Source organism: Ornithinibacillus bavariensis, assembly GCF_050433565.1.
GTDB lineage: Bacteria > Bacillota > Bacilli > Bacillales > Amphibacillaceae > Ornithinibacillus > Ornithinibacillus bavariensis.
This window is the reverse complement of record NZ_JBNPWZ010000003.1, coordinates 97,586-116,815: the sequence shown is the minus strand read 5'-3', so window position 1 is coordinate 116,815 and position 19,230 is coordinate 97,586. Positions and strand designations below refer to the sequence as shown.

Annotated in this window: 14 protein-coding genes, 1 other RNA gene and 1 other annotated feature; of the genes, 12 read left to right on the top strand and 3 right to left on the bottom strand. The window is 36.7% G+C overall.

The genetic code is table 11. The features are described 5' to 3' along the window. The first annotated feature begins 35 nt into the window (after window positions 1–35). The 6 genes from secDF to HNR27_RS07360 all read left to right on the top strand — a co-directional run bounded on the left by secDF (window position 36) and on the right by HNR27_RS07360 (window position 9,576). On the top strand, window positions 36–2,294 hold the full coding sequence (gene secDF / locus HNR27_RS07385; protein ID WP_429339277.1) for a protein translocase subunit SecDF: 2,259 nt from the start codon (window positions 36–38) through the stop codon (window positions 2,292–2,294). A 179-nt stretch (window positions 2,295–2,473) separates the two neighbouring features. After that, window positions 2,474–4,804, top strand: a complete 2,331-nt coding sequence (gene recJ / locus HNR27_RS07380; protein WP_429339276.1) for a single-stranded-DNA-specific exonuclease RecJ — start codon at window positions 2,474–2,476, stop codon at window positions 4,802–4,804. Then, a complete protein-coding gene (locus HNR27_RS07375) occupies window positions 4,794–5,306 on the top strand; it encodes an adenine phosphoribosyltransferase (protein ID WP_429339275.1) in 513 nt (170 codons plus the stop codon). Before recJ ends, HNR27_RS07375 begins: the two co-directional genes overlap by 11 nt. 124 nt (window positions 5,307–5,430) lie before the next feature. Further along, window positions 5,431–7,629 (top strand): RelA/SpoT family protein, encoded by a 2,199-nt coding sequence (locus tag HNR27_RS07370; protein ID WP_429339274.1) that lies wholly within the window; start codon window positions 5,431–5,433, stop codon window positions 7,627–7,629. Between the two features lie 99 nt (window positions 7,630–7,728). Continuing rightward, window positions 7,729–8,175: a D-aminoacyl-tRNA deacylase gene (gene dtd, locus HNR27_RS07365; protein ID WP_212921126.1), complete on the top strand. Its 447-nt coding sequence runs from the start codon at window positions 7,729–7,731 to the stop codon at window positions 8,173–8,175. An 861-nt stretch (window positions 8,176–9,036) separates the two neighbouring features. Beyond that, window positions 9,037–9,576: a 2'-5' RNA ligase family protein gene (locus tag HNR27_RS07360; RefSeq protein ID WP_429339273.1), complete on the top strand. Its 540-nt coding sequence runs from the start codon at window positions 9,037–9,039 to the stop codon at window positions 9,574–9,576. Between the two features lie 10 nt (window positions 9,577–9,586). Here the strand turns inward: HNR27_RS07360 and HNR27_RS07355 are convergent, their stop codons facing one another. Then, window positions 9,587–10,642 (bottom strand): N-acetylmuramoyl-L-alanine amidase family protein, encoded by a 1,056-nt coding sequence (locus tag HNR27_RS07355; RefSeq protein WP_429339272.1) that lies wholly within the window; start codon window positions 10,640–10,642, stop codon window positions 9,587–9,589. Between the two features lie 98 nt (window positions 10,643–10,740). On the opposite strand from HNR27_RS07355, the gene HNR27_RS07350 reads away from it, so the two are divergent. The 4 genes from HNR27_RS07350 (at window position 10,741) to ssrS (ending at window position 14,614) form a co-directional block, all read left to right on the top strand. Next, entirely contained in the window at window positions 10,741–10,914 is a 174-nt protein-coding gene (locus HNR27_RS07350) for a hypothetical protein (protein WP_429339271.1), read from the top strand. Between the two features lie 46 nt (window positions 10,915–10,960). Further along, window positions 10,961–11,188, top strand: a binding site (T-box leader). A gap of 65 nt (window positions 11,189–11,253) precedes the next feature. Further along, complete coding sequence (gene hisS / locus HNR27_RS07345; protein WP_429339270.1) at window positions 11,254–12,543, top strand: histidine--tRNA ligase; 1,290 nt, start codon at window positions 11,254–11,256, stop codon at window positions 12,541–12,543. Further along, complete coding sequence (aspS, locus tag HNR27_RS07340) at window positions 12,536–14,293, top strand: aspartate--tRNA ligase (protein ID WP_429339269.1); 1,758 nt, start codon at window positions 12,536–12,538, stop codon at window positions 14,291–14,293. The genes hisS and aspS overlap by 8 nt, the downstream gene beginning before the upstream one ends. A 128-nt stretch (window positions 14,294–14,421) precedes the next feature. Next, window positions 14,422–14,614, top strand: a non-coding RNA gene (gene ssrS, locus HNR27_RS07335) — 6S RNA. Between the two features lie 709 nt (window positions 14,615–15,323). Here ssrS and HNR27_RS07330 read toward each other — a convergent pair. Both HNR27_RS07330 and HNR27_RS07325 read right to left on the bottom strand, forming a co-directional pair. Beyond that, window positions 15,324–15,986: an RsfA family transcriptional regulator gene (locus HNR27_RS07330; protein ID WP_429339268.1), complete on the bottom strand. Its 663-nt coding sequence runs from the start codon at window positions 15,984–15,986 to the stop codon at window positions 15,324–15,326. Between the two features lie 173 nt (window positions 15,987–16,159). Beyond that, complete coding sequence (locus tag HNR27_RS07325; RefSeq protein WP_429339267.1) at window positions 16,160–17,443, bottom strand: replication-associated recombination protein A; 1,284 nt, start codon at window positions 17,441–17,443, stop codon at window positions 16,160–16,162. A gap of 172 nt (window positions 17,444–17,615) precedes the next feature. Between HNR27_RS07325 and cymR the strand changes: the two genes are divergently transcribed. Together cymR and HNR27_RS07315 are read left to right on the top strand one after the other, a co-directional pair. Next, entirely contained in the window at window positions 17,616–18,035 is a 420-nt protein-coding gene (gene cymR, locus HNR27_RS07320; protein WP_429339266.1) for a cysteine metabolism transcriptional regulator CymR, read from the top strand. A 48-nt stretch (window positions 18,036–18,083) separates the two neighbouring features. Further along, window positions 18,084–19,226 carry a cysteine desulfurase family protein gene (locus HNR27_RS07315; RefSeq protein WP_429339265.1) on the top strand — a complete coding sequence of 381 codons (1,143 nt, stop codon included), beginning with the start codon at window positions 18,084–18,086 and terminating at the stop codon, window positions 19,224–19,226. Window positions 19,227–19,230: the final 4 nt, after the last annotated feature.

Genomic DNA, 19,230 nt, shown 5'->3' with positions numbered 1-19,230 from the left:
TTGCCTTGGAAACAGAGTAGGGAGGAAATTTTAATATGAATAATAAAGGACGTATTACATCCTTTTTCTTAATTGTTATCATAATGGGACTCATTATTGGTATTTTTACCCCGAATATTGCAAAAGGGATTAATTTAGGATTAGATCTTCAGGGTGGATTTGAAGTATTGTATAAGGTCGAACCTATTGATAAAAAACAAGAGGTTACAAGGGATTTAATGGAATCCACTGTTCAATTATTAAATGACCGCGTAAACAAATTAGGTATTAGTGAGTCTGTAATTGACATTGAAGGAAATGATCGGATTCGTGTTCAATTGGCAGGCGTTGAAAATCAAGAGCAAGCACGTGAAATGCTAGCAACTTCTGCAAGGCTTACATTTCGTGACGTAAATGACACTGTTCTATTGGATGGTTCTGATGTCAAAGAGGGAAGTGCTAAACAGGACTTTGATCCAACAACAAATGCACCAATTGTTACGTTATCATTAAAAAATCCAGATAAATTTGCACAAGTTACAGCTGATCTTGCTCAAAAAAGCGTTGGTGAAAATTTACTTGTTATCTGGATGGATTATGAGGAAGGAGATTCTTATAAGGCAGAGGCTTTAAAAGAAGACCCTAAATATGTTTCAGCTCCTGGTGTATCCAAAGAAATTCCAGGTGGAAATGTTATGATTACAGGTAATTTTACGGTTGAATCAGCAAAATATCTTGCAGATATTATCAATTCTGGTTCATTACCTGTTAATATGGACGAAATGTTTTCAACATCTGTCGGTGCACAGTTTGGTGAGCAAGCATTAAATCAAACCATCTTTGCAGGAGTAATCGGTATTGCAATTATCTATTTATTCATGCTAGTGGTTTATCGTTTTCCAGGTTTAATCGCAAACATAAACTTAACAGTATATATTTTCTTAGTATTACTTGTATTTGACTTATTAAATGGGGTGCTAACACTTCCTGGTATCGCCGCATTGATATTAGGTGTTGGTATGGCTGTTGACGCAAATGTAATAACATTTGAACGAATAAAAGAGGAACTTCGTGAAGGTAAATCGTTACAGTCTGCCTTTAAAGCAGGAACAGCAAACTCGTTCCGTGCCATTCTAGACTCCAATATCACAACCATTTTGGCTGCTGCTGTCTTATTCATTTTTGGTACGAGCTCAGTAAAAGGGTTCGCAACGATGTTAATCATTAGTATTTTAGTCAGCTTCTTAACAGCAGTGTATGGTACAAGATTACTATTGCATTTCTGGATAAAATTGAAATTTTTCAAGAATCACCCAGGTTGGTTTGCGGTGAAAAAATCAGAAATTCGTGATCTTCGTGATAAATCAGAAGCACCAGCTAAATTCTTAAATCGTGAGTGGGATGTTGTACGTCATCGTAAAATATTCTTTATGGTCACCTCAATACTACTGATAATTGGTGCAATTGCCCTTATCTTCTTCCGTCTAAATCCTGGGGTTGACTTTACAGCAGGAACTAGGGTACAGATATTGGCAGAGGAAAGTTTAAACCAAGAACAAATTGAGTCAGACTTGGATAAACTTGGTTTAGAGGCTAAATCTGTAGTTATTTCGGGTGATGAGAATGAAATTGCTGCAATTCGTTTTCAAGATGTTTTAAGCGATAAAGAAGTCACCGAGTTCAAAGCATTTGTCCATGATAAATATGGTGTAGATCCAAGTATTAGTGTTGTATCACCTATTGTAGGACAAGAGCTAGTGAAAAATGCGATTTATGCCCTTGCAATCGCTTCGGTTGGTATGATTATATATGTAGCATTCCGATTTGAGTTTTATTTTGCAGTCATTGCTATTCTAACTTTATTGCATGATGTCTTTATCATGCTCACGGTGTTTAGCATATTTAGAATCGAATTTGATGTTACGATTGTTGCAGCTATTCTGACGATAATCGGATACTCAATAAACGCAGTAATTGTAACATTTGACCGAATTAGGGAAAACATCCAACGCAGGAAAAAACCAATCCGGGCATTTGATGAATTGGCAAGAATCATCAACACAAGTATTGTCCAAACCATGACAAGAACATTGAATACAACTATCACTACACTAGTTGCAGTTCTTGCATTTCTATTCCTAGGTGCGGAATCTATTCGCGGATTTGGTATTGCCTTGACAGTAGGGCTACTAGCTGGATTGTATTCATCCTTATTCCTAGCTACACAATTATGGTTAGTATGGCGTGGTAAATCATTAAAAGAAAAACCACTTGATTTTAGAAAGAAGAAGCGTGTTGAAGGTCCACAAGTGTAAGGTTTAATATGAAAATAGAAATACCCCTTGGCTAAACGTCAAGGGGTATTTCTATTTGTCATTACCAAAAATATGTGAGCCTTTTAAAAGAGTAATTCATACAAGAAAATCAAACATAATAATTCTAATTGCCCCACTTAGCAGATTTTGTGTATAATAGATTAGTCAGGGGTGAAATTATGTTACGAAGTAAAGCAAATTGGAAATTTGCCAAACAAAATGGTACTACGCAACAGTGGATGGATGATGGAACAGAATTATCCCCCGTGATACAAGAGCTGTTATTACAACGAGGAATACAGACTTTGGAAGAGGCACATTCATTTCTTAACCCTTCCATCGAAAACTTGATTGATCCACTCCAATTGTCAGCAATAGACATAGCTACAGAACGTGTACATCAAGCAATTAAAGCGAATGAAAAAATACTAGTATATGGTGATTACGATGCTGATGGTGTCAGCTCTACAACAGTTTTAATACAAGCATTACAAGAGCTTGGAGCAGATTGTGATTTCTATATTCCTAACCGTTTTACAGAAGGTTATGGTCCTAATGAATTAGCATTTCGAGCTGCTTATGAAAATGGATACACCCTAATTATTACAGTTGATACTGGGATTGCTTCTGTTCATGAAGCCGCAGTAGCAAAAGAGCTTGGGATTGACTTAATTATTACTGATCACCATGAACCACAGGAAAAGTTACCAGATGCATTTGCTATAATTCATCCAAAATGCTCACCAAATTATCCATTTAAGGAGCTTGCTGGTGTAGGAGTTGCTTTTAAATTCGCCCAAAGCCTACTCGGATATTTTCCAGAGCAATTTTTAGATTTAGTTGCAATAGGAACGATTGCAGATTTAGTTCCCTTGGAAAGCGAAAATAGAATATTAGCCTATTATGGCCTACGACAAATAAGTGTTACAAAGAGAGCTGGCTTAGTCGCATTAAAAAAGCTATGTAATATGGAAGGAAATACTACAGAAGAAGATGTTGGATTTTTAATAGGCCCAAGATTGAATGCTGTTGGAAGGCTTCAAGATGCTGATTTAGCTGTTCAACTGCTCATGACTGCTGAAAAGGATGAAGCTGAAGAGCTTGCCAAAATAGTGGAGTCACTAAATCAGGATCGGCAAAAGATTGTTGCTACAATCGTAAAAGAAGTAGAAGAAACGGTGCAAATCGATACAAATAAAGGTGTAATTGTTGTAGCAAAAGAAGGTTGGAATGAAGGTGTGCTTGGAATTGTAGCATCTAGCCTTGTTCGAAAGTATGATCGTCCAGCTATCGTCCTTCGTATTAATGAAGAAAATGGTACAGCTAAAGGATCTGCTCGAAGTATACCCGCATTCGATTTATTTCAAAACTGTATGAATGTGAAGGAGTTGTTCACCCATTTTGGTGGCCACTCACAAGCAGCAGGTATGACATTACCAGTGGAAAATGTCAGTAAATTGGAGCAAGCATTGGACGCTATCATTCAAGAGCAATTGACACCAGATGATTTTAAACAGGAAATATATGTTAGTAAATCACTTGAAATAGAAGATATTAATGAAGCATTAATTGAGGAAATGAAGCACTTAGCCCCATTTGGGATGGCAAATCCAAAGCCGAAGTTTCATATTAAACATCAACCAACAGATATTCGTCAGCTAGGAAATATGAAGAAACACTTAAAGTTGATGTTCAAAAATCAAGCTAGCTCTTTAGAGGGTATTGCTTTTGGCATGGGTGATTTAGCTGCCCATATTTCACCTAGCGCTAAATTATCAGTAGTAGGTGAGCTGGGAATCAATGAGTGGAACGGGATTCGAAAACCACAGATAATAATTGAAGATATGCGAATTGATGACTGGCAGCTGTTCGATCATCGTGGAAAAAAACAAATTGATTTCTCTATCTATATGAATCAATTTGAAAAGCATTTGTTATTGTATACACATCAAGAACACGATAAAGCTCCTACTGAAATTACCCAATTATCCTATGAGCAAGCAATAAATGTAAGTGAACAAGTTGAGGTTCTCTATCTAACTGATTTACCAAATGACCTCGATGACTTAAAAACTATCATACATAAGGTAAAGCCTTTATGTATACATGTATGCTTTTATGTGGAACATAGTGTTTACCTATCTCATTTTCCTTCCCGTGAAGACTTCAAATGGTTATATTCATTGATTTGGAAGAGAGAAAAGCTCGATTTAGGGCAAGAACAACAGAAAATTTTACAAGCAAAAGGCTGGTCAAGGGATTCTTTACTCTTTATGTTAAACGTGTTTTCAGAGCTTGAATTTGTTAAGATTAAAGATGGAATTATTCACCTTAATAAATCACCTCAAAAAAAGGATCTTCAAGAAGCAATAGTTTATCAAAATCGTGTCAAGCAAGGAAAGGTTGAAAAGGCACTGTATTATGCAACCTATGACGAATTAGTAAACTGGTTTAATGAATGTATGGGACAAACGGATTATCTCAAGGAGGAAGTAACCCATGGATTATAAGAAATATATTAAAATTGTAAATGATTGGCCAAAGAAAGGCATTGAATTTAAGGATATTACTCCATTAATGGACAATGGCATGGCATTTAAATCAGCTGTAGATGAAATTGTAGAATTTGCCAAAGAAAAGGATATTGATCTTGTTGTAGGGCCAGAGGCACGAGGATTTATTGTTGGGTGTCCAGTATCCTATGCACTTGGGGTAGGTTTTGCACCAGTACGAAAGGAAGGCAAGCTACCACGAGAGGTTATTAAAGTGGATTATGGTTTAGAATATGGGAAGAATGTATTAACCATTCACAAGGATGCCATTAAACCAGGACAGCGTGTGTTAATAACGGATGACTTACTTGCAACAGGTGGTACGATTGAAGCCACGATTCAGCTTGTTGAAGAATTAGGCGGTATCGTTGTTGGATGTGCATTTTTAATAGAGCTAACATATCTAGATGGTCTAGCAAAACTAAAAGACTATGATGTTTTAACCTTAATGAAATATTAATGCGACATAGGGTCTGGTGAAATAGTGCTTTCATCAGACCTATTGTAATAAGTTTTACTTTACTTTTTGTAATATTTTTTCGATACTAGAAAGAAAGTATCCTCTTCAGGTCAAAGGTGATAATATGGGAAAAAGTGACAATATAACAATCGATTCAATTATAGAGAAAGCTCGGCAGTATCTTTCAGAGGAAGATATCAGTTTTATCATGCGAGCATACGAATATGCAAAAGTAGCCCACAAGGATCAATATCGTAAATCAGGTGAAGAATATATTATTCACCCTATTCAGGTAGCGGGAATATTGGTTGACTTAAAAATGGACCCTGAAACCATAGCAGGTGGCTTTTTGCATGACGTAGTTGAGGATACTGATGTAACTACCGAAATGATTGAAGAAGAATTTAATCAAGAAGTAGCCATGCTAGTAGATGGAGTAACAAAATTAGGAAAAATTAAATATAAATCAAGAGAAGCCCAGCAAGCTGAAAATCATCGAAAAATGTTCGTTGCAATGGCAAGAGATATACGAGTTATCCTAATTAAATTAGCAGACCGATTGCATAATATGCGAACATTAAAGCATTTACCGCCTGAAAAACAACGCGAAAAAGCAAATGAAACATTAGAAATTTTTGCCCCATTAGCACATCGTCTTGGAATATCAACTATAAAATGGGAACTGGAGGATACGGCTTTACGCTATTTAAATCCTCAACAATATTATCGTATTGTTCAGCTCATGAAGCAGAAGCGTAATGAGAGGGAATCCTATATAGAAGAAGTAATTGGCGAGGTTACTAAGCAAGTAAGAGAAGTCCATATAGATGCTGAAATTTCTGGCCGTCCAAAGCATCTATACAGTATTTACCAAAAAATGGTGAAACAAAACAAGCAGTTTAATGAGATTTATGATTTGCTAGCAGTCCGTATTATCGTTAATAGTATTAAGGATTGTTATGCGGTACTGGGAATTATCCATACGTGTTGGAAGCCGATGCCCGGCAGATTTAAAGATTATATCGCTATGCCAAAGCAAAATCTATATCAGTCCCTGCATACAACGGTAATTGGTCCAAAAGGTGATCCATTAGAGGTGCAAATTCGTACAAAGGAAATGCATGAAATTGCAGAATATGGGATTGCCGCACACTGGGCTTATAAAGAAGGAAAACCTGTTAATAAAGATAAAAAATCCTTTGAAGAAAAGTTAACCTGGTTTCGTGAAATCCTAGAATGGCAAAATGAGACACATGATGCTGAAGAATTTGTAGAATCATTAAAAATTGATTTATTCTCTGATATGGTTTATGTATTTACACCAAAAGGGGATGTGATTGAGCTTCCTTCTGGGTCGGTTCCTCTAGACTTTGCCTACCGAATTCATACAGAGATAGGTAACCAAACGATTGGTGCAAAGATAAATGGTAAGATGGAGCCATTAGATTATGAGTTGAAAAATGGCGATATCGTGGATGTATTAACTTCTAAACATTCCTATGGGCCATCCCAGGATTGGTTGAAAATTACACAAACCTCACAGGCAAAAAATAAAATAAAAGCATTCTTCAAGAAACAACGTCGTGATGAAAATATTGTTAAAGGTAAGGATTTAGTTGAAAAAGAAATACGAGGACTAAATATTGAACCAAAGGAAGCCCTAACAGAAGAAAATCTTAAGCGAGTCTATGAGCGGTTTAATTTTACATCAGAAGATGATTTATATGCTGCGGTAGGCTATCAAGGGATCACAGCCGCCCTTGTTGCAACAAGGTTGACAGATAAAATTCGTCAAAAACGGCAAATGGAACAAGATCTTGCCCAGACATTAGAAGGGACTAAAACCGAATATAAAGAAACGAAGAGACATAAGAAGGATTCAGGAGTTATCGTAGAAGGCGTAGACAACCTTCTCGTAAGATTATCCAAATGCTGTAGTCCGGTTCCTGGTGATGATATTGTCGGTTATATTACGAAGGGGCGTGGAGTCTCCGTACATCGTACCGACTGCCCTAATGTTCAAAGTGAAGAAGCACAAGACAGACTTCTACATGTAGAATGGGAAAGTGATCAATCTCAAAAACAATATCATGTTGATTTGGAAATTTCTGGTTATGACCGAAGAGGTTTACTTAATGAAGTCTTACAGGCAGTGAATGAGACAAAAACAAATATCACGCATGTAACGGGACGATCTGATCGTAACAAGATGGCAATTATTCAAATTACCATCCTGATTAATAATACGAATCATTTACGGAAAATTGTTGAAAGAATTAAACAAATAAAAGATGTATATGCTGTAACACGTACGATAAATTAAGAGGCTGCCACAATATGAAGATGTTTACAATAACGTAAACTCTCAAATAGGGGACAACCTCTTTTTTCTTAGAAAAAACCGAAAAAGGAGTCGGAAAAGGTGAAAGCAGTAATTCAACGAGCACGTGATGCGAAGGTAACCGTGAATCAGGAAATAGTTGGTCAAATCGAAAATGGTTTTGTCGTATTACTTGGAGTAACCCACGAAGATACAATCGAGGATGCAAAATATTTAGTAAATAAAATTGTGAATTTAAGAGTGTTCGAGGATGAAAATGAAAAAATGAATTTATCCTTAAAGGATGTTGATGGCGAAATCCTGTCAATTTCCCAGTTCACCTTATATGGAGATACACGTAAAGGCAGAAGACCGAACTTCATGCAGGCCGCCAAACCAGATCAGGCAAATACCCTATATGAGCAGTTTAATCAATTAATAGCCGATGAAGGAATAACCATAGAAACTGGCTCATTTGGAGCAATGATGGATGTACAGTTGACAAATGTAGGACCAGTTACATTGATTATAGATAGTAAGGAAAAATAAAGGGACATTGTTATTGTTCATTAGATTGAAGGTCTAATGAACAATTTTTTATTAAAATCATTATATTTGTCTAATAGCCGATGTCTAATGGACTTAAATTCATGAAAATCTCGATTAGAGTCTAATAGCCGATGTCTAATGGACTTAAATTCATGAAAATCTCGATTAGAGTCTAATAGCTGGTGTCTAATGGACTTAAATTTATAAAAATCTCGATTAGAGTCTAATAGCTGATGTCTAATGGACTTAAATTCAAAAAAATCTCGATTAGAGTCTAATAGCCGATGTCTAATGGACTTAAATTCATGAAAATCTCGATTAGAGTCTAATAGCCGGTGTCTAATGGACTTAAATTCATGAAAATCTCGATTAGAGTCTAATAGCCGATGTCTAATGGACTTAAATTCATGAAAAATCGTATTAGAGTCTAATAGCTGGTGTCTAATGGACTTAAATTCAAAAAAACCTCAATTTGAGTCTAATAGCTGGAATCTAATGGACTCAAATTACTAAAACCCTAAAAAGAGTTTATTTGCATAGATCTAAAAAATTAATTTCAAAAAACCAAGTTTACGTTTACGTGCTGGCACCCTAAAGCCTATATTATAGACACGTCTATATGACAATCTTGGTATTTTAATTTCATTCGGATTATTGAACATCTGGAATAATGACTTATAAGAAAATAAATTCCATCGCTAAATCGCTTTATGTTTTTTTTACTATTGCTGATTGCGGTAAAATAACTTAAATATATTAAATCAGTGTAAGTCAATAGCTGAATGGTGTGTTAAGTTTAAAACCAAAAGAAATACCTGTTGTAAATTAATTATCACATGTGCGGAATAAGGAGGGGCAATAATGCAATATTTTATCGGTATAGTACCACCTGAATCTTTTAAAGATAAATTAATAGCATTTCGAGGTAGGTGGCCGAATCATCGAATTAATAAAGTAGTCGAGCCACATATTACGCTGAAAGCACAAGGAGGTTTAACCGCTAGTGAAGAGTGGTTAGCAAATATTATAAATGTATGTGAAAATTTCCATCCGTTTCGAATAAGGGTGGAAGATCCGAAGTTTTTCTTTGATAATATCCTTTTTTTAAGTGTAGAATCAGTTGAATTAGTAGAATTACATTACAAAATTGTTCAAGTAGTCGCTCCAAGTGCTGAATTAATTAAGCAATACTATGAGCTAGATGATTATATCCCTCACATGACACTAGGGAAAACAGCATATGGAATGACCCATCAAGAGCTGATAGACATGGAGGCTGCAGTAAAAGAAGAGTTAAGCCCGTATCCATCTTTTGAGGTTAATTTCATAAGAGTATATAAAGAATTTGAATCTGAAAAATATTTAAAATTTCTAGATATACCTTTGGAGGGAAAAAGATAAACGGGACATCTTACTGCCCCGCGAAATACCGCTGTAAACCATTTACTATACCACTAACCAACTTTTTTTGATAGGCGTTAGTTAATAATAGTTGTTCGATTTCAGGGTTGGAAATAAATCCAAGTTCGATAAGTACACCTGGTTTTAAATTTTGTCTAATTACTTGAAAGTCACCGTATTCTGCTAAACGATCCCGATCTCCGGTTTCTTTAATCAGTTCTTGTTGAATGTAATTGGCAAGCGGTTTGAATTGTTCATGAAAATAATAGGTACTGATTCCAGTTGCATCTGGAATATCTGGCACACTGTTATAATGCAGACTAATAAATGCATCTGTATCAAAAACGTTGGCCATATTAGCACGACTGGATAAGGATACGAATGTTTCTTGATCACGTGTCAGAATAACCTCTGCACCAAGCATTGTTAACTCTTCTGCTAAGCCCTCGGCTGTTTTATATGTGATGTTCTTTTCTAAGGTGTCATTGGCACCAATAGCACCCGAGTCATCACCACCATGACCAGGATCCAGTACGATTGTTTTTCCTTTTAGACCTGTAAAAGTTCTGCCTTTTGTTGCATCAATTAACTTTTTATATACATAGCCTTCTACTTCTTCTGATTTTACCTTTAACCATTCATCTGTCTCTCCGATCACATCGAAGGCTTGTCCTTTGTTTGCTAGGGAAACAATGTCATTTTCGGTAGAAGGTCCATTTCTAATTTGAGTCTTGTCCTGACTAATGACTATGGTACGGTTGTCTGATTCCGCCATCGTTTCTTCCGATTGATTTGCATTATGACCTTGTATGCTTATATAGTCTGTACTGACCCAACCTGAAAAACCGTCTAATTGCATCTCTACCCAGCCATCTTGCTGTGTAAGAATGGGATAAGTTTCATTTGTATTTAGCTGCCCAATTCTATCATAGTTTGTCCCTGGTCCACTTCGAACATTTAAATTATCCTGTGTAACGATAGCGGTAGTGCCTTGGGCAATTACAGTTGAATGTATTGTTAATAATATTAAACAAAGTGTTAGTGCGATAATTCTATGGATGCGCAAAAAATATTCCTCCTAGCCGTTCAATGTTTCGTTTTCTATTTTAATAAATAAAGTCAAAATAGGCAAAGCTAGTGATAGAAAAAGGAGGAAAAGAGTCAATGCGATATCATGAAAAACATTGGAATGCAACTAATAGCCGGGATATATTAGGCGTTAATTTACATCGATTTTTGGAATTAGAGGGTTCTGCAGGTCATATGGAAATTGCCCAAGAGTTAGGAATTTCATTAGGTGAAGTGAAAGCTTTAAAGAAAAAGATTAATCGCACTTGACAAGTGCTTCTTGAAACATTATGATAATATTCATTCAAACATTAATAAAATTCCAATGAAGGAAAGAGTAGCTAGTTATTTGCATGATAAGAGACAAAATGCCTTAGGCTGAAAGCATTTTGCATGACAACCTAGTGAAAGACATTCCAGAGGATCTGTATCGAACGTAAAATTGCTAGTAGGTATAGACGTTTTGCAGGCGTTAACTGTGAAAAGAGAATGCACATTTATGCATTAACTAGGGTGGCAACGCGGGTAAACTCTCGTCCCTTTTTATAGGGATGGGAGTTTTTTTATACCATTTTTTAATTGAATACATAGATTGAGGAGGCATGAAAAATGAATATTAATGCGCCAAGAGGTACGGCTGATATCCTTCCAAAGGAATCTCAAAAATGGCAGTACGTTGAAAATAAAATAAAGGGAATTTGCGAAACGTATCATTTTGAAGAAATACGTACTCCTTTGTTTGAACATACAGAAGTATTTGCACGTGGTGTTGGGGAATCAACGGACATTGTACAAAAGGAAATGTATACCTTTCTTGATCGAGGTGGTAGAAGTCTAACGCTTCGTCCAGAAGGAACAGCAGCTGTAACACGAGCATTTGTCCAAAATAAATTATTTGGTGATCCCAACCAACCAGTAAAATTATATTATTTTATGCAAATGTTTCGCTATGAACGTCCACAGCACGGAAGAATGCGTCAGTTAAATCAGTTTGGTGTGGAGGTTATGGGTAGTGAAGATCCTGCCGTAGACGCAGAGGTTATTGATTTAGCAATGACTGTTTATCGAGAGCTTGGACTCTCTTCTTTAAAGCTGGTTATTAATTCGCTTGGAGACAAAGAGAGTAGAAAAAACTATCGAGAGGCATTAATTAAGCACTTTACACCACATAAAGAAGAACTGTGCAAGGACTGTCAATCCCGACTAGAACAAAACCCATTGCGCATCTTAGATTGTAAGGTCGATAGAGAACATCCTGCGATGAAGACAGCTCCATCGATTCTTGAGTATTTGAATGATGAATCCAGGGAATATTTTGAACAAGTAAAGGCTTATTTAGATGTTATGGGAATTGAATATGTCGTTGATCCTAATTTAGTGCGTGGTTTAGACTATTATAATCATACGGCATTTGAGATCATGAGTGAGGCAGAGGGCTTTGGAGCTATAACAACACTTGCTGGTGGAGGACGATATAATGGGCTTGTTGAACAGCTAGGTGGACCAAACACACCAGGAATGGGCTTTGGAATGGGAATGGAGCGTTTGTTATTAGCGCTTGAAGCGGAAAATGTTGAGATACCTCTTGATGATCAACTGGATTGTTACCTTGTATCCATGGGTGAAAATGTCAAAAAAGAGGCAGTTCGCATTGTTCATGAATTACGTAAGAATGGTATTCAAGTCGATCAAGATTATCAAGGACGAAAATTCAAGGCACAATTTAAAGCGGCTGACAGATATAAAGCTAAATTTGTATTGGTATTAGGTGAAGATGAATTAAAGAATAGAGTGGTTAACGTTAAGAATATGGCAACTGGTGAACAGACAGAAGTGCCTCTGGATCAGTTAGTAACCACCATGAAAGAAAATCTTCTAGGAGGAGTAGGACATGAGTGAAAGAGTGCTCGCGGGAACAATAAGAGAAACTGATGTTGAAAAAAGCATAATGTTAAAAGGCTGGGTACAAAAACGACGCGATTTAGGCGGTTTAATCTTTATAGATTTACGTGATAGATCAGGGGTAGTACAAGTGGTATTTAATCCGAATCATGAAGAGGCATTAGCTGTAGCAGAAACAGTACGTAGTGAATATGTCATTGAAGTAAAGGGTCAAGTAATTTTACGCGATGAAAATACAATCAATCCGTTAATGGAAACAGGAAAAGTAGAAGTTATTGCTACAGAAGTAAGTGTTCTTAATAAATCGAATAACCCACCGTTTCTCATACAGGATGAGACAGATGTCGCAGAGGATCTGCGCTTAAAATATCGTTATCTCGATTTACGACGAAGTCCATTACAAGAAACTTTTAAAAAACGTCATCAAATTACACAGGTTGTACGTAACTTTTTAAATGATGAAGGCTTCCTAGAAATGGAAACTCCTATTTTAACAAAGAGTACGCCAGAGGGAGCACGTGATTATTTAGTACCTAGTCGTGTTCATCCGGGTGAGTTTTATGCATTGCCTCAATCACCGCAATTATTTAAGCAGTTAATTATGATGAGTGGTTTCGAAAAATATTATCAAATTGCTCGCTGCTTCCGTGATGAGGACCTTCGTGCAGATCGACAGCCTGAATTTACACAAATTGATATTGAGACATCATTCTTAACTAGTGATGAAATTATGACAATGACTGAACGAATGATGCAAAAAGTCTTGAAAGAGGTTAACAATGTCTATATTGAGTTACCACTACCTCGAATGAAATATCAAGAAGCAATGGAACGTTTCGGTTCAGATAAGCCGGATACTCGCTTTGGCCTTGAACTAATCGAAGTCTCTACAGTTCTAGCAAATTCTGATTTCAAGGTATTTCAAGGTGCAATTGCTAGCGGTGGGAAGGTATGCTTATTAAATGTAAAAGGGGAAGCGGCAAACTTCTCTCGTAAAGACATTGATAAACTAACAGAATTTGTGAATGTTTACGGTGCAAAAGGCTTAGCATGGTTAAAAGTTGAAGCTAACGAATTAAAAGGTCCTATAGCTAAATTTATTACCGAAGAGGAAAAGAAAGGCATTTTAGAAAGTGCTGCAGCAGAAGAGGGAGATTTATTACTTTTCGTAGCAGATAAAACATCTGTCGTATATGATAGTCTCGGTGCTTTACGCCTAAAGCTTGGAAAAGAGCTAGGTCTGATTGATGAAAGTAAATATAATTTCCTATGGATTACAGATTGGCCATTACTGGAATACGATGAAGAGCTTGGCCGATATTTTGCAGCACATCACCCATTTACCATGCCATTTGAAGAAGATATCGAAAAGCTAGAAACGGATCCTGCTAGTGTACGTGCAAACGCATATGACCTCGTGTTGAATGGCTATGAACTTGGCGGGGGATCATTACGAATCTATAAACGTGAACAACAGGATGAGATGTTTAAGGTACTCGGATTTACCCGAGAAGAGGCAGAAGAACAATTCGGATTCCTCCTCGATGCATTAGAGTATGGAGCACCTCCTCATGGTGGTATTGCCTTAGGACTTGACCGAATCGTTATGTTACTAACAGGTCGCAGTAACTTACGGGATACAATCCTTTTCCCGAAAACAGCCTCTGCTTCAGATCCACTGACAGATGCACCGAGTGAAGTGAGTGAAGCACAGCTAACAGAATTATCTATTCGCCTGAATAGCTAATTATGACTAAACTAATTAGATGTTGAAAAAATGTAACAGTTGTAACGAACACTTCATAAAACGGTTGTTGAATACAGATTGTATGCTGTGGTAAGATTATTCTACAAACGTAATGCATTACGACATGATCAATCCTAAGATGTTAGTCTATCAAATACGTTTTGACCGAACAGTTTTAGATATAGGAGCCTGATTGTTTTCATATGGCATACATGCCTCGTACTTATTGGGAACTGGGGACGTATAAAATATGAAGCAAGGCACCCACCTGCGAAGAAGCGGGATCAAAACTTAGGCATAGACGGCATCATTGGGATTGATACCATACATAAGAAAAAACAAGTTTTCGTCTGTAAAGATGAAAACTTGTTTTTACTAGGGGTAGTAAATCATTTTTCAGTTGTTCGGCAATTGAATTTTGAAGTGGTACTATAAATCATTCGAACCATATTTCCTGGGAAAAGTGAATTCTATAGAAGCACTAAAATAATTTCAGAGCAAAATGAATTTTACAAAGGCTCTAAACGTCATTTCAAGCGTAATACCGGAGCAAAATGAATTTTATAGAGGCTCTAAACGTCATTTCAACCGTAATTCTAGAGCAAAATGAACTTTACAGAGGCTCTAAACATCATTTCAACCGTAATACCGGAGCAAAATGAACTTTACAAGGGCTCTAAACATCATTTTAATCGTAATTCTAGAGCAAAATGAATTTTATAGAGGCTCTAAACGTCATTTCAACTGTAATTTCTGAGCAAAATGAACTTTACAGAGGCTCTAAACATCATTTCAACCGTAATTCTAGAGCAAAATGAACTTTACAGAGGCTCTAAACATCATTTCAAGCGTAATACCGGAGCAAAATGAATTATACAAGGGCTGTAAACATCATTCCAACCATAATTCCAGAACTAAATGAATTTTATAGAAGAACTATACCACCATAGGAAAATGAATAATACAATGGGACTAGCTCTATATCCATAAAAAGCAGAAAAAGAATGCGTTGGCATCCTTTTTCTAAATGTTAATTCGATCCTTGTGCAATTTGTTCTAGATTTCCATTCTTGTCCATGCGAAATGCTGGAGCTTTAAACGTTCCTTGGTCTTCTAGTACCGTCATTTTTCTTGCGCGATCCATGATTTGAACGAATACTTTATAATCTTCTTGAATCGTCTCTAGCTCTCTTTCTGTGTCAGAAAGCTGTTTCTCAAGCTTCGCAATTTTTTCTTTCAACATGACATTCTCACGCTGTGCTTGTTCATAAGATACTTTTGATTGATTGGAAGCATAATAGTCTTTCTTTAATTGATTTAGGAACTGTATAACAGTTTCTAATGTGATTGTAGATTCAGCCGCAACTGGAATTATGCTTTCCTCTTGGTCTGATCTTGATTCATAGTTTGGCTGAAAACTCACGATAGTTGATCTGCTTGCTTTTCTTGCCTTTTCCAATGCTCGCTTCTTTTCTTTTCGTTGTCTCTTCGCTAAATCAATGGCATTGATATATTTTTTCCTTATTTCTGCATTCCATCTAAATCCGCATGCTGCAGAGGTTCGATTTAGTTTGTCTCCAACTTCCTCAAAAGCGTTTAATTGTGTACTACCTTCACGAATATGACGTAAAACAGTTTCAGCAAGTAATAGGTCATCTTCATGTGACCATGCATCTTGTCTTACCTTTGTCATAATTGTTTCATCTCCTTTTCCAATAGCTACCAGAATTAAAACAATAGATTTTAACTAGTAAAATGTGTGCCAAAAAAGTCAGTTCGTTAGATAGAAAGTTTCATGAACCCGACTTTTTAACCATTGTTTCCTTTTCCTATAGTTTGGACTGGAGAAGATTTTTTTATACCTCTTTAGTTATGATTCTTTTTCTCTTTCACTATTTTTTCGTACACTTGTTTCATAGCCTTTTCGAATTTTCCTGTTTCTTTTGGATGATAATATTGCTTGCTCTTGATGGCGTCTGGTAAATATTGCTGGGAAACCCAACCGTTAGGGAAGTCATGAGGATATTTATAATCAATTCCTCTTCCTAGGCTCTTTGCCCCCACATAATGGGAATCCTTTAAATGGTTTGGAATCTCTCCAGATCTACCTGTTCGAATATCTGCTAGAGCAGCATCAAGCGCTTGATATGCAGAATTGGATTTAGGTGATAAGCATAGCTCGACAATGGCGACTGCTAATGGTATACGTGCTTCCGGAAATCCCAATCGCTCCGCAGCTTCAACAGCAGCAACGGCTCGTGGACCAGCTTGTGGATTAGCTAAACCTATGTCCTCATAAGCGATGACAATCATCCTTCTAGCGATAGAATCTAAATCTCCAGCTTCAATTAATCTACCTAAATAGTGAAGAGCGGCATCAACATCGCTACCACGTATGGACTTTTGAAAGGCTGATAATACGTCGTAATGTGCATCACCATCCCTGTCATGGGAGAAGCTCTTCCGCTGCATACATTCTTCAGCAATTGCTAAATCAATGATAATTTCTCCATCTTCTGTTTTAGGAGTAGAAGCTACTGCTAATTCTAATCCATTCAAGGCAGCACGCATATCTCCGCCAGAGCTTCTTGAAAAATGTTCGAGTGCATCATCCGTGATATTAATTGAAAAAGCCCCATAACCTTTATCTTTATCGGAAAGTGCTCTCATAATCGCTTTTTTTACATCATCCGGAGTTAATGCATGCAATTCAAAGATATGACACCGACTTCGAATGGCAGGATTGATTGCATGATATGGGTTACTTGTCGTACAACCAATTAACGTAATTAGGTCACTTTCTAAATGTGGAAGTAAAAAGTCTTGTTTTGCTTTGTCCAGTCGATGTACCTCATCTAATATTAAAACCATATTTCCAGACATCTTTGCTTCTTCTACCACAATCTCCATATCTTTTTTCTTATCAACGACAGCATTCAGCATTCGAACTTGTAATTGTAAACTCTTTGCTAAAGCGGTAGCCAGAGAAGTTTTTCCTGTGCCAGGAGGTCCATAGAGGATCATTGATGCAAGCTTCTCCGCTTGAACCATTCGATTTAAAATTTTTCCTTCACCTACTAGGTGCTCTTGTCCAATTATTTCCGATATATTTGTTGGTCGCATTCGAAAGGCAAGTGGTTTTTGTTTCATTTTTCTCGTCCTTTGTTTAAAATAGTAGCTTAGTATTCATATCGTAATTGCGAAATTTGTAATTTGCAATCTATATGATATCATATCATCTGTTTCCATGTTTTTGGTGATAATGGTATAGTAATAATAGATAAAATATACGTAGTTACGTAAGGATAGAGGAGTTACCGATATGAAAATATCAACGAAAGGCCGTTATGGCTTAACAATAATGATTGAATTAGCTCGATCTTATGGCGAAGGTCCAATTCCCCTAAAGACGATTGCTCGGGAAAATGATTTATCAGAGCATTATTTAGAGCAATTGGCTGCACCACTTCGCAATGCAGGGCTAATTAAGAGTATCCGTGGTGCTTATGGAGGTTATGTTCTACCAAAGGATCCTAAGGAAATAAGTGCAGGAGATATCATCCGGGTTTTAGAAGGACCTATCGTATTAGTGGAGGGAATCGAGGATGAGGAGCCAGCAAAACAAGCATTATGGAGACGAGTAACAGAAGCGGTTAAGGAAGTGTTAGATACAACAACACTTGAAGACCTAATAAACCATGATTCTGATGATTCATTAAAAGGATATATGTTTTATATTTAGGCCGTGGGATAAGCTATAGCCTAGATGAGTTAGAAAGGACGAAAAAAATTGGAACATATTTATTTAGACCATGCTGCAACTACTCCAATGCATGAAAAAGTTATTCATGCGATGATGCCAATATATCAAGAGGTATTCGGAAACCCCTCCAGTGTACATGCTTTTGGACGAAAAGCACGTCAATTACTTGATGGTGCAAGACGTGTGATTGCAAGTAGTATTCAGGCAGGAGAAAAAGAAATCATCTTTACTAGTGGTGGAACAGAAGCAGATAATCTAGCGTTAATCGGTACAGCATTGGCTAATCGAGATAAAGGAAATCATATTATAACAACTGTTCAGGAGCACCATGCTACACTTCATACTGCCGAGTATTTAGAAAAAGAAGGCTTTAAGGTTACGTATTTACCTGTATATAAGGATGGTAAAATATCTGTCGAGGATCTGAAAAATGCACTAACAGATGAAACAATACTTGTTTCCATCATGTACGTTAATAATGAAACGGGAATTGTTCAACCAATCAAAGAAATTGGTGAGATTCTCAAAGACCATCAAGCATATCTTCATACGGATGCAGTACAGGCTTATGGCCTTCTCGATATTGACGTAAATGATTTAGGTGTAGATTTATTGTCAACCTCTGCCCATAAAATAAATGGACCAAAAGGAATTGGTTTTCTATATGTAAGAGAAGGTATCAAACTAAACGCCCTACAATTTGGAGGAGAACAAGAGCGTAAACGTCGCCCTGGAACTGAAAATGTAGTAGGTGTAGTAGGATTTATGACCGCTGTCGAAATTATGCTTGAAGAAAGAGAATATCGTAATAAAGCATATGAAGGGTTTAAGCAGCAATTTTTAAGTGTTTTAAAAGAGGAAAATATAGAGTTTCAAGTTAATGGGGATATTGAGAGCACGATAGCCTCTATTGTTAATATTAGTTTTCCAGGTACAAATGTTGAAAAATTACTAACAAACTTTGACTTATCGGGAGTGGCAGCTTCAAGTGGTAGTGCTTGTACTGCTGGTTCTGTTGAACCGTCTCATGTATTGTCAGCTATTTATGGTGAAAATAATGCCTGTACAACGAATTCGATTCGTTTTAGTTTTGGTGCTGCCAATACGACGGAAAATGTAGAAGAAGCTGCTCATCGCGTTGCAAAAATTGTTAGACGTCTATTAAAGTAAGGTG

What these genes read in the sequence shown, in the direction of transcription:
- secDF (WP_429339277.1), top strand. Translation starts at nt 36, where the DNA reads ATGAATAATAAAGGACGTATTACATCCTTTTTCTTAATTGTTATCATA.
- recJ (WP_429339276.1), top strand. Translation starts at nt 2,474, where the DNA reads ATGTTACGAAGTAAAGCAAATTGGAAATTTGCCAAACAAAATGGTACT.
- HNR27_RS07375 (WP_429339275.1), top strand. Translation starts at nt 4,794, where the DNA reads ATGGATTATAAGAAATATATTAAAATTGTAAATGATTGGCCAAAGAAA.
- HNR27_RS07370 (WP_429339274.1), top strand. Translation starts at nt 5,431, where the DNA reads ATGGGAAAAAGTGACAATATAACAATCGATTCAATTATAGAGAAAGCT.
- HNR27_RS07360 (WP_429339273.1), top strand. Translation starts at nt 9,037, where the DNA reads ATGCAATATTTTATCGGTATAGTACCACCTGAATCTTTTAAAGATAAA.
- HNR27_RS07350 (WP_429339271.1), top strand. Translation starts at nt 10,741, where the DNA reads ATGCGATATCATGAAAAACATTGGAATGCAACTAATAGCCGGGATATA.
- hisS (WP_429339270.1), top strand. Translation starts at nt 11,254, where the DNA reads ATGAATATTAATGCGCCAAGAGGTACGGCTGATATCCTTCCAAAGGAA.
- aspS (WP_429339269.1), top strand. Translation starts at nt 12,536, where the DNA reads ATGAGTGAAAGAGTGCTCGCGGGAACAATAAGAGAAACTGATGTTGAA.
- HNR27_RS07330 (WP_429339268.1), bottom strand. Translation starts at nt 15,986, where the DNA reads ATGACAAAGGTAAGACAAGATGCATGGTCACATGAAGATGACCTATTA.
- HNR27_RS07325 (WP_429339267.1), bottom strand. Translation starts at nt 17,443, where the DNA reads ATGAAACAAAAACCACTTGCCTTTCGAATGCGACCAACAAATATATCG.
- cymR (WP_429339266.1), top strand. Translation starts at nt 17,616, where the DNA reads ATGAAAATATCAACGAAAGGCCGTTATGGCTTAACAATAATGATTGAA.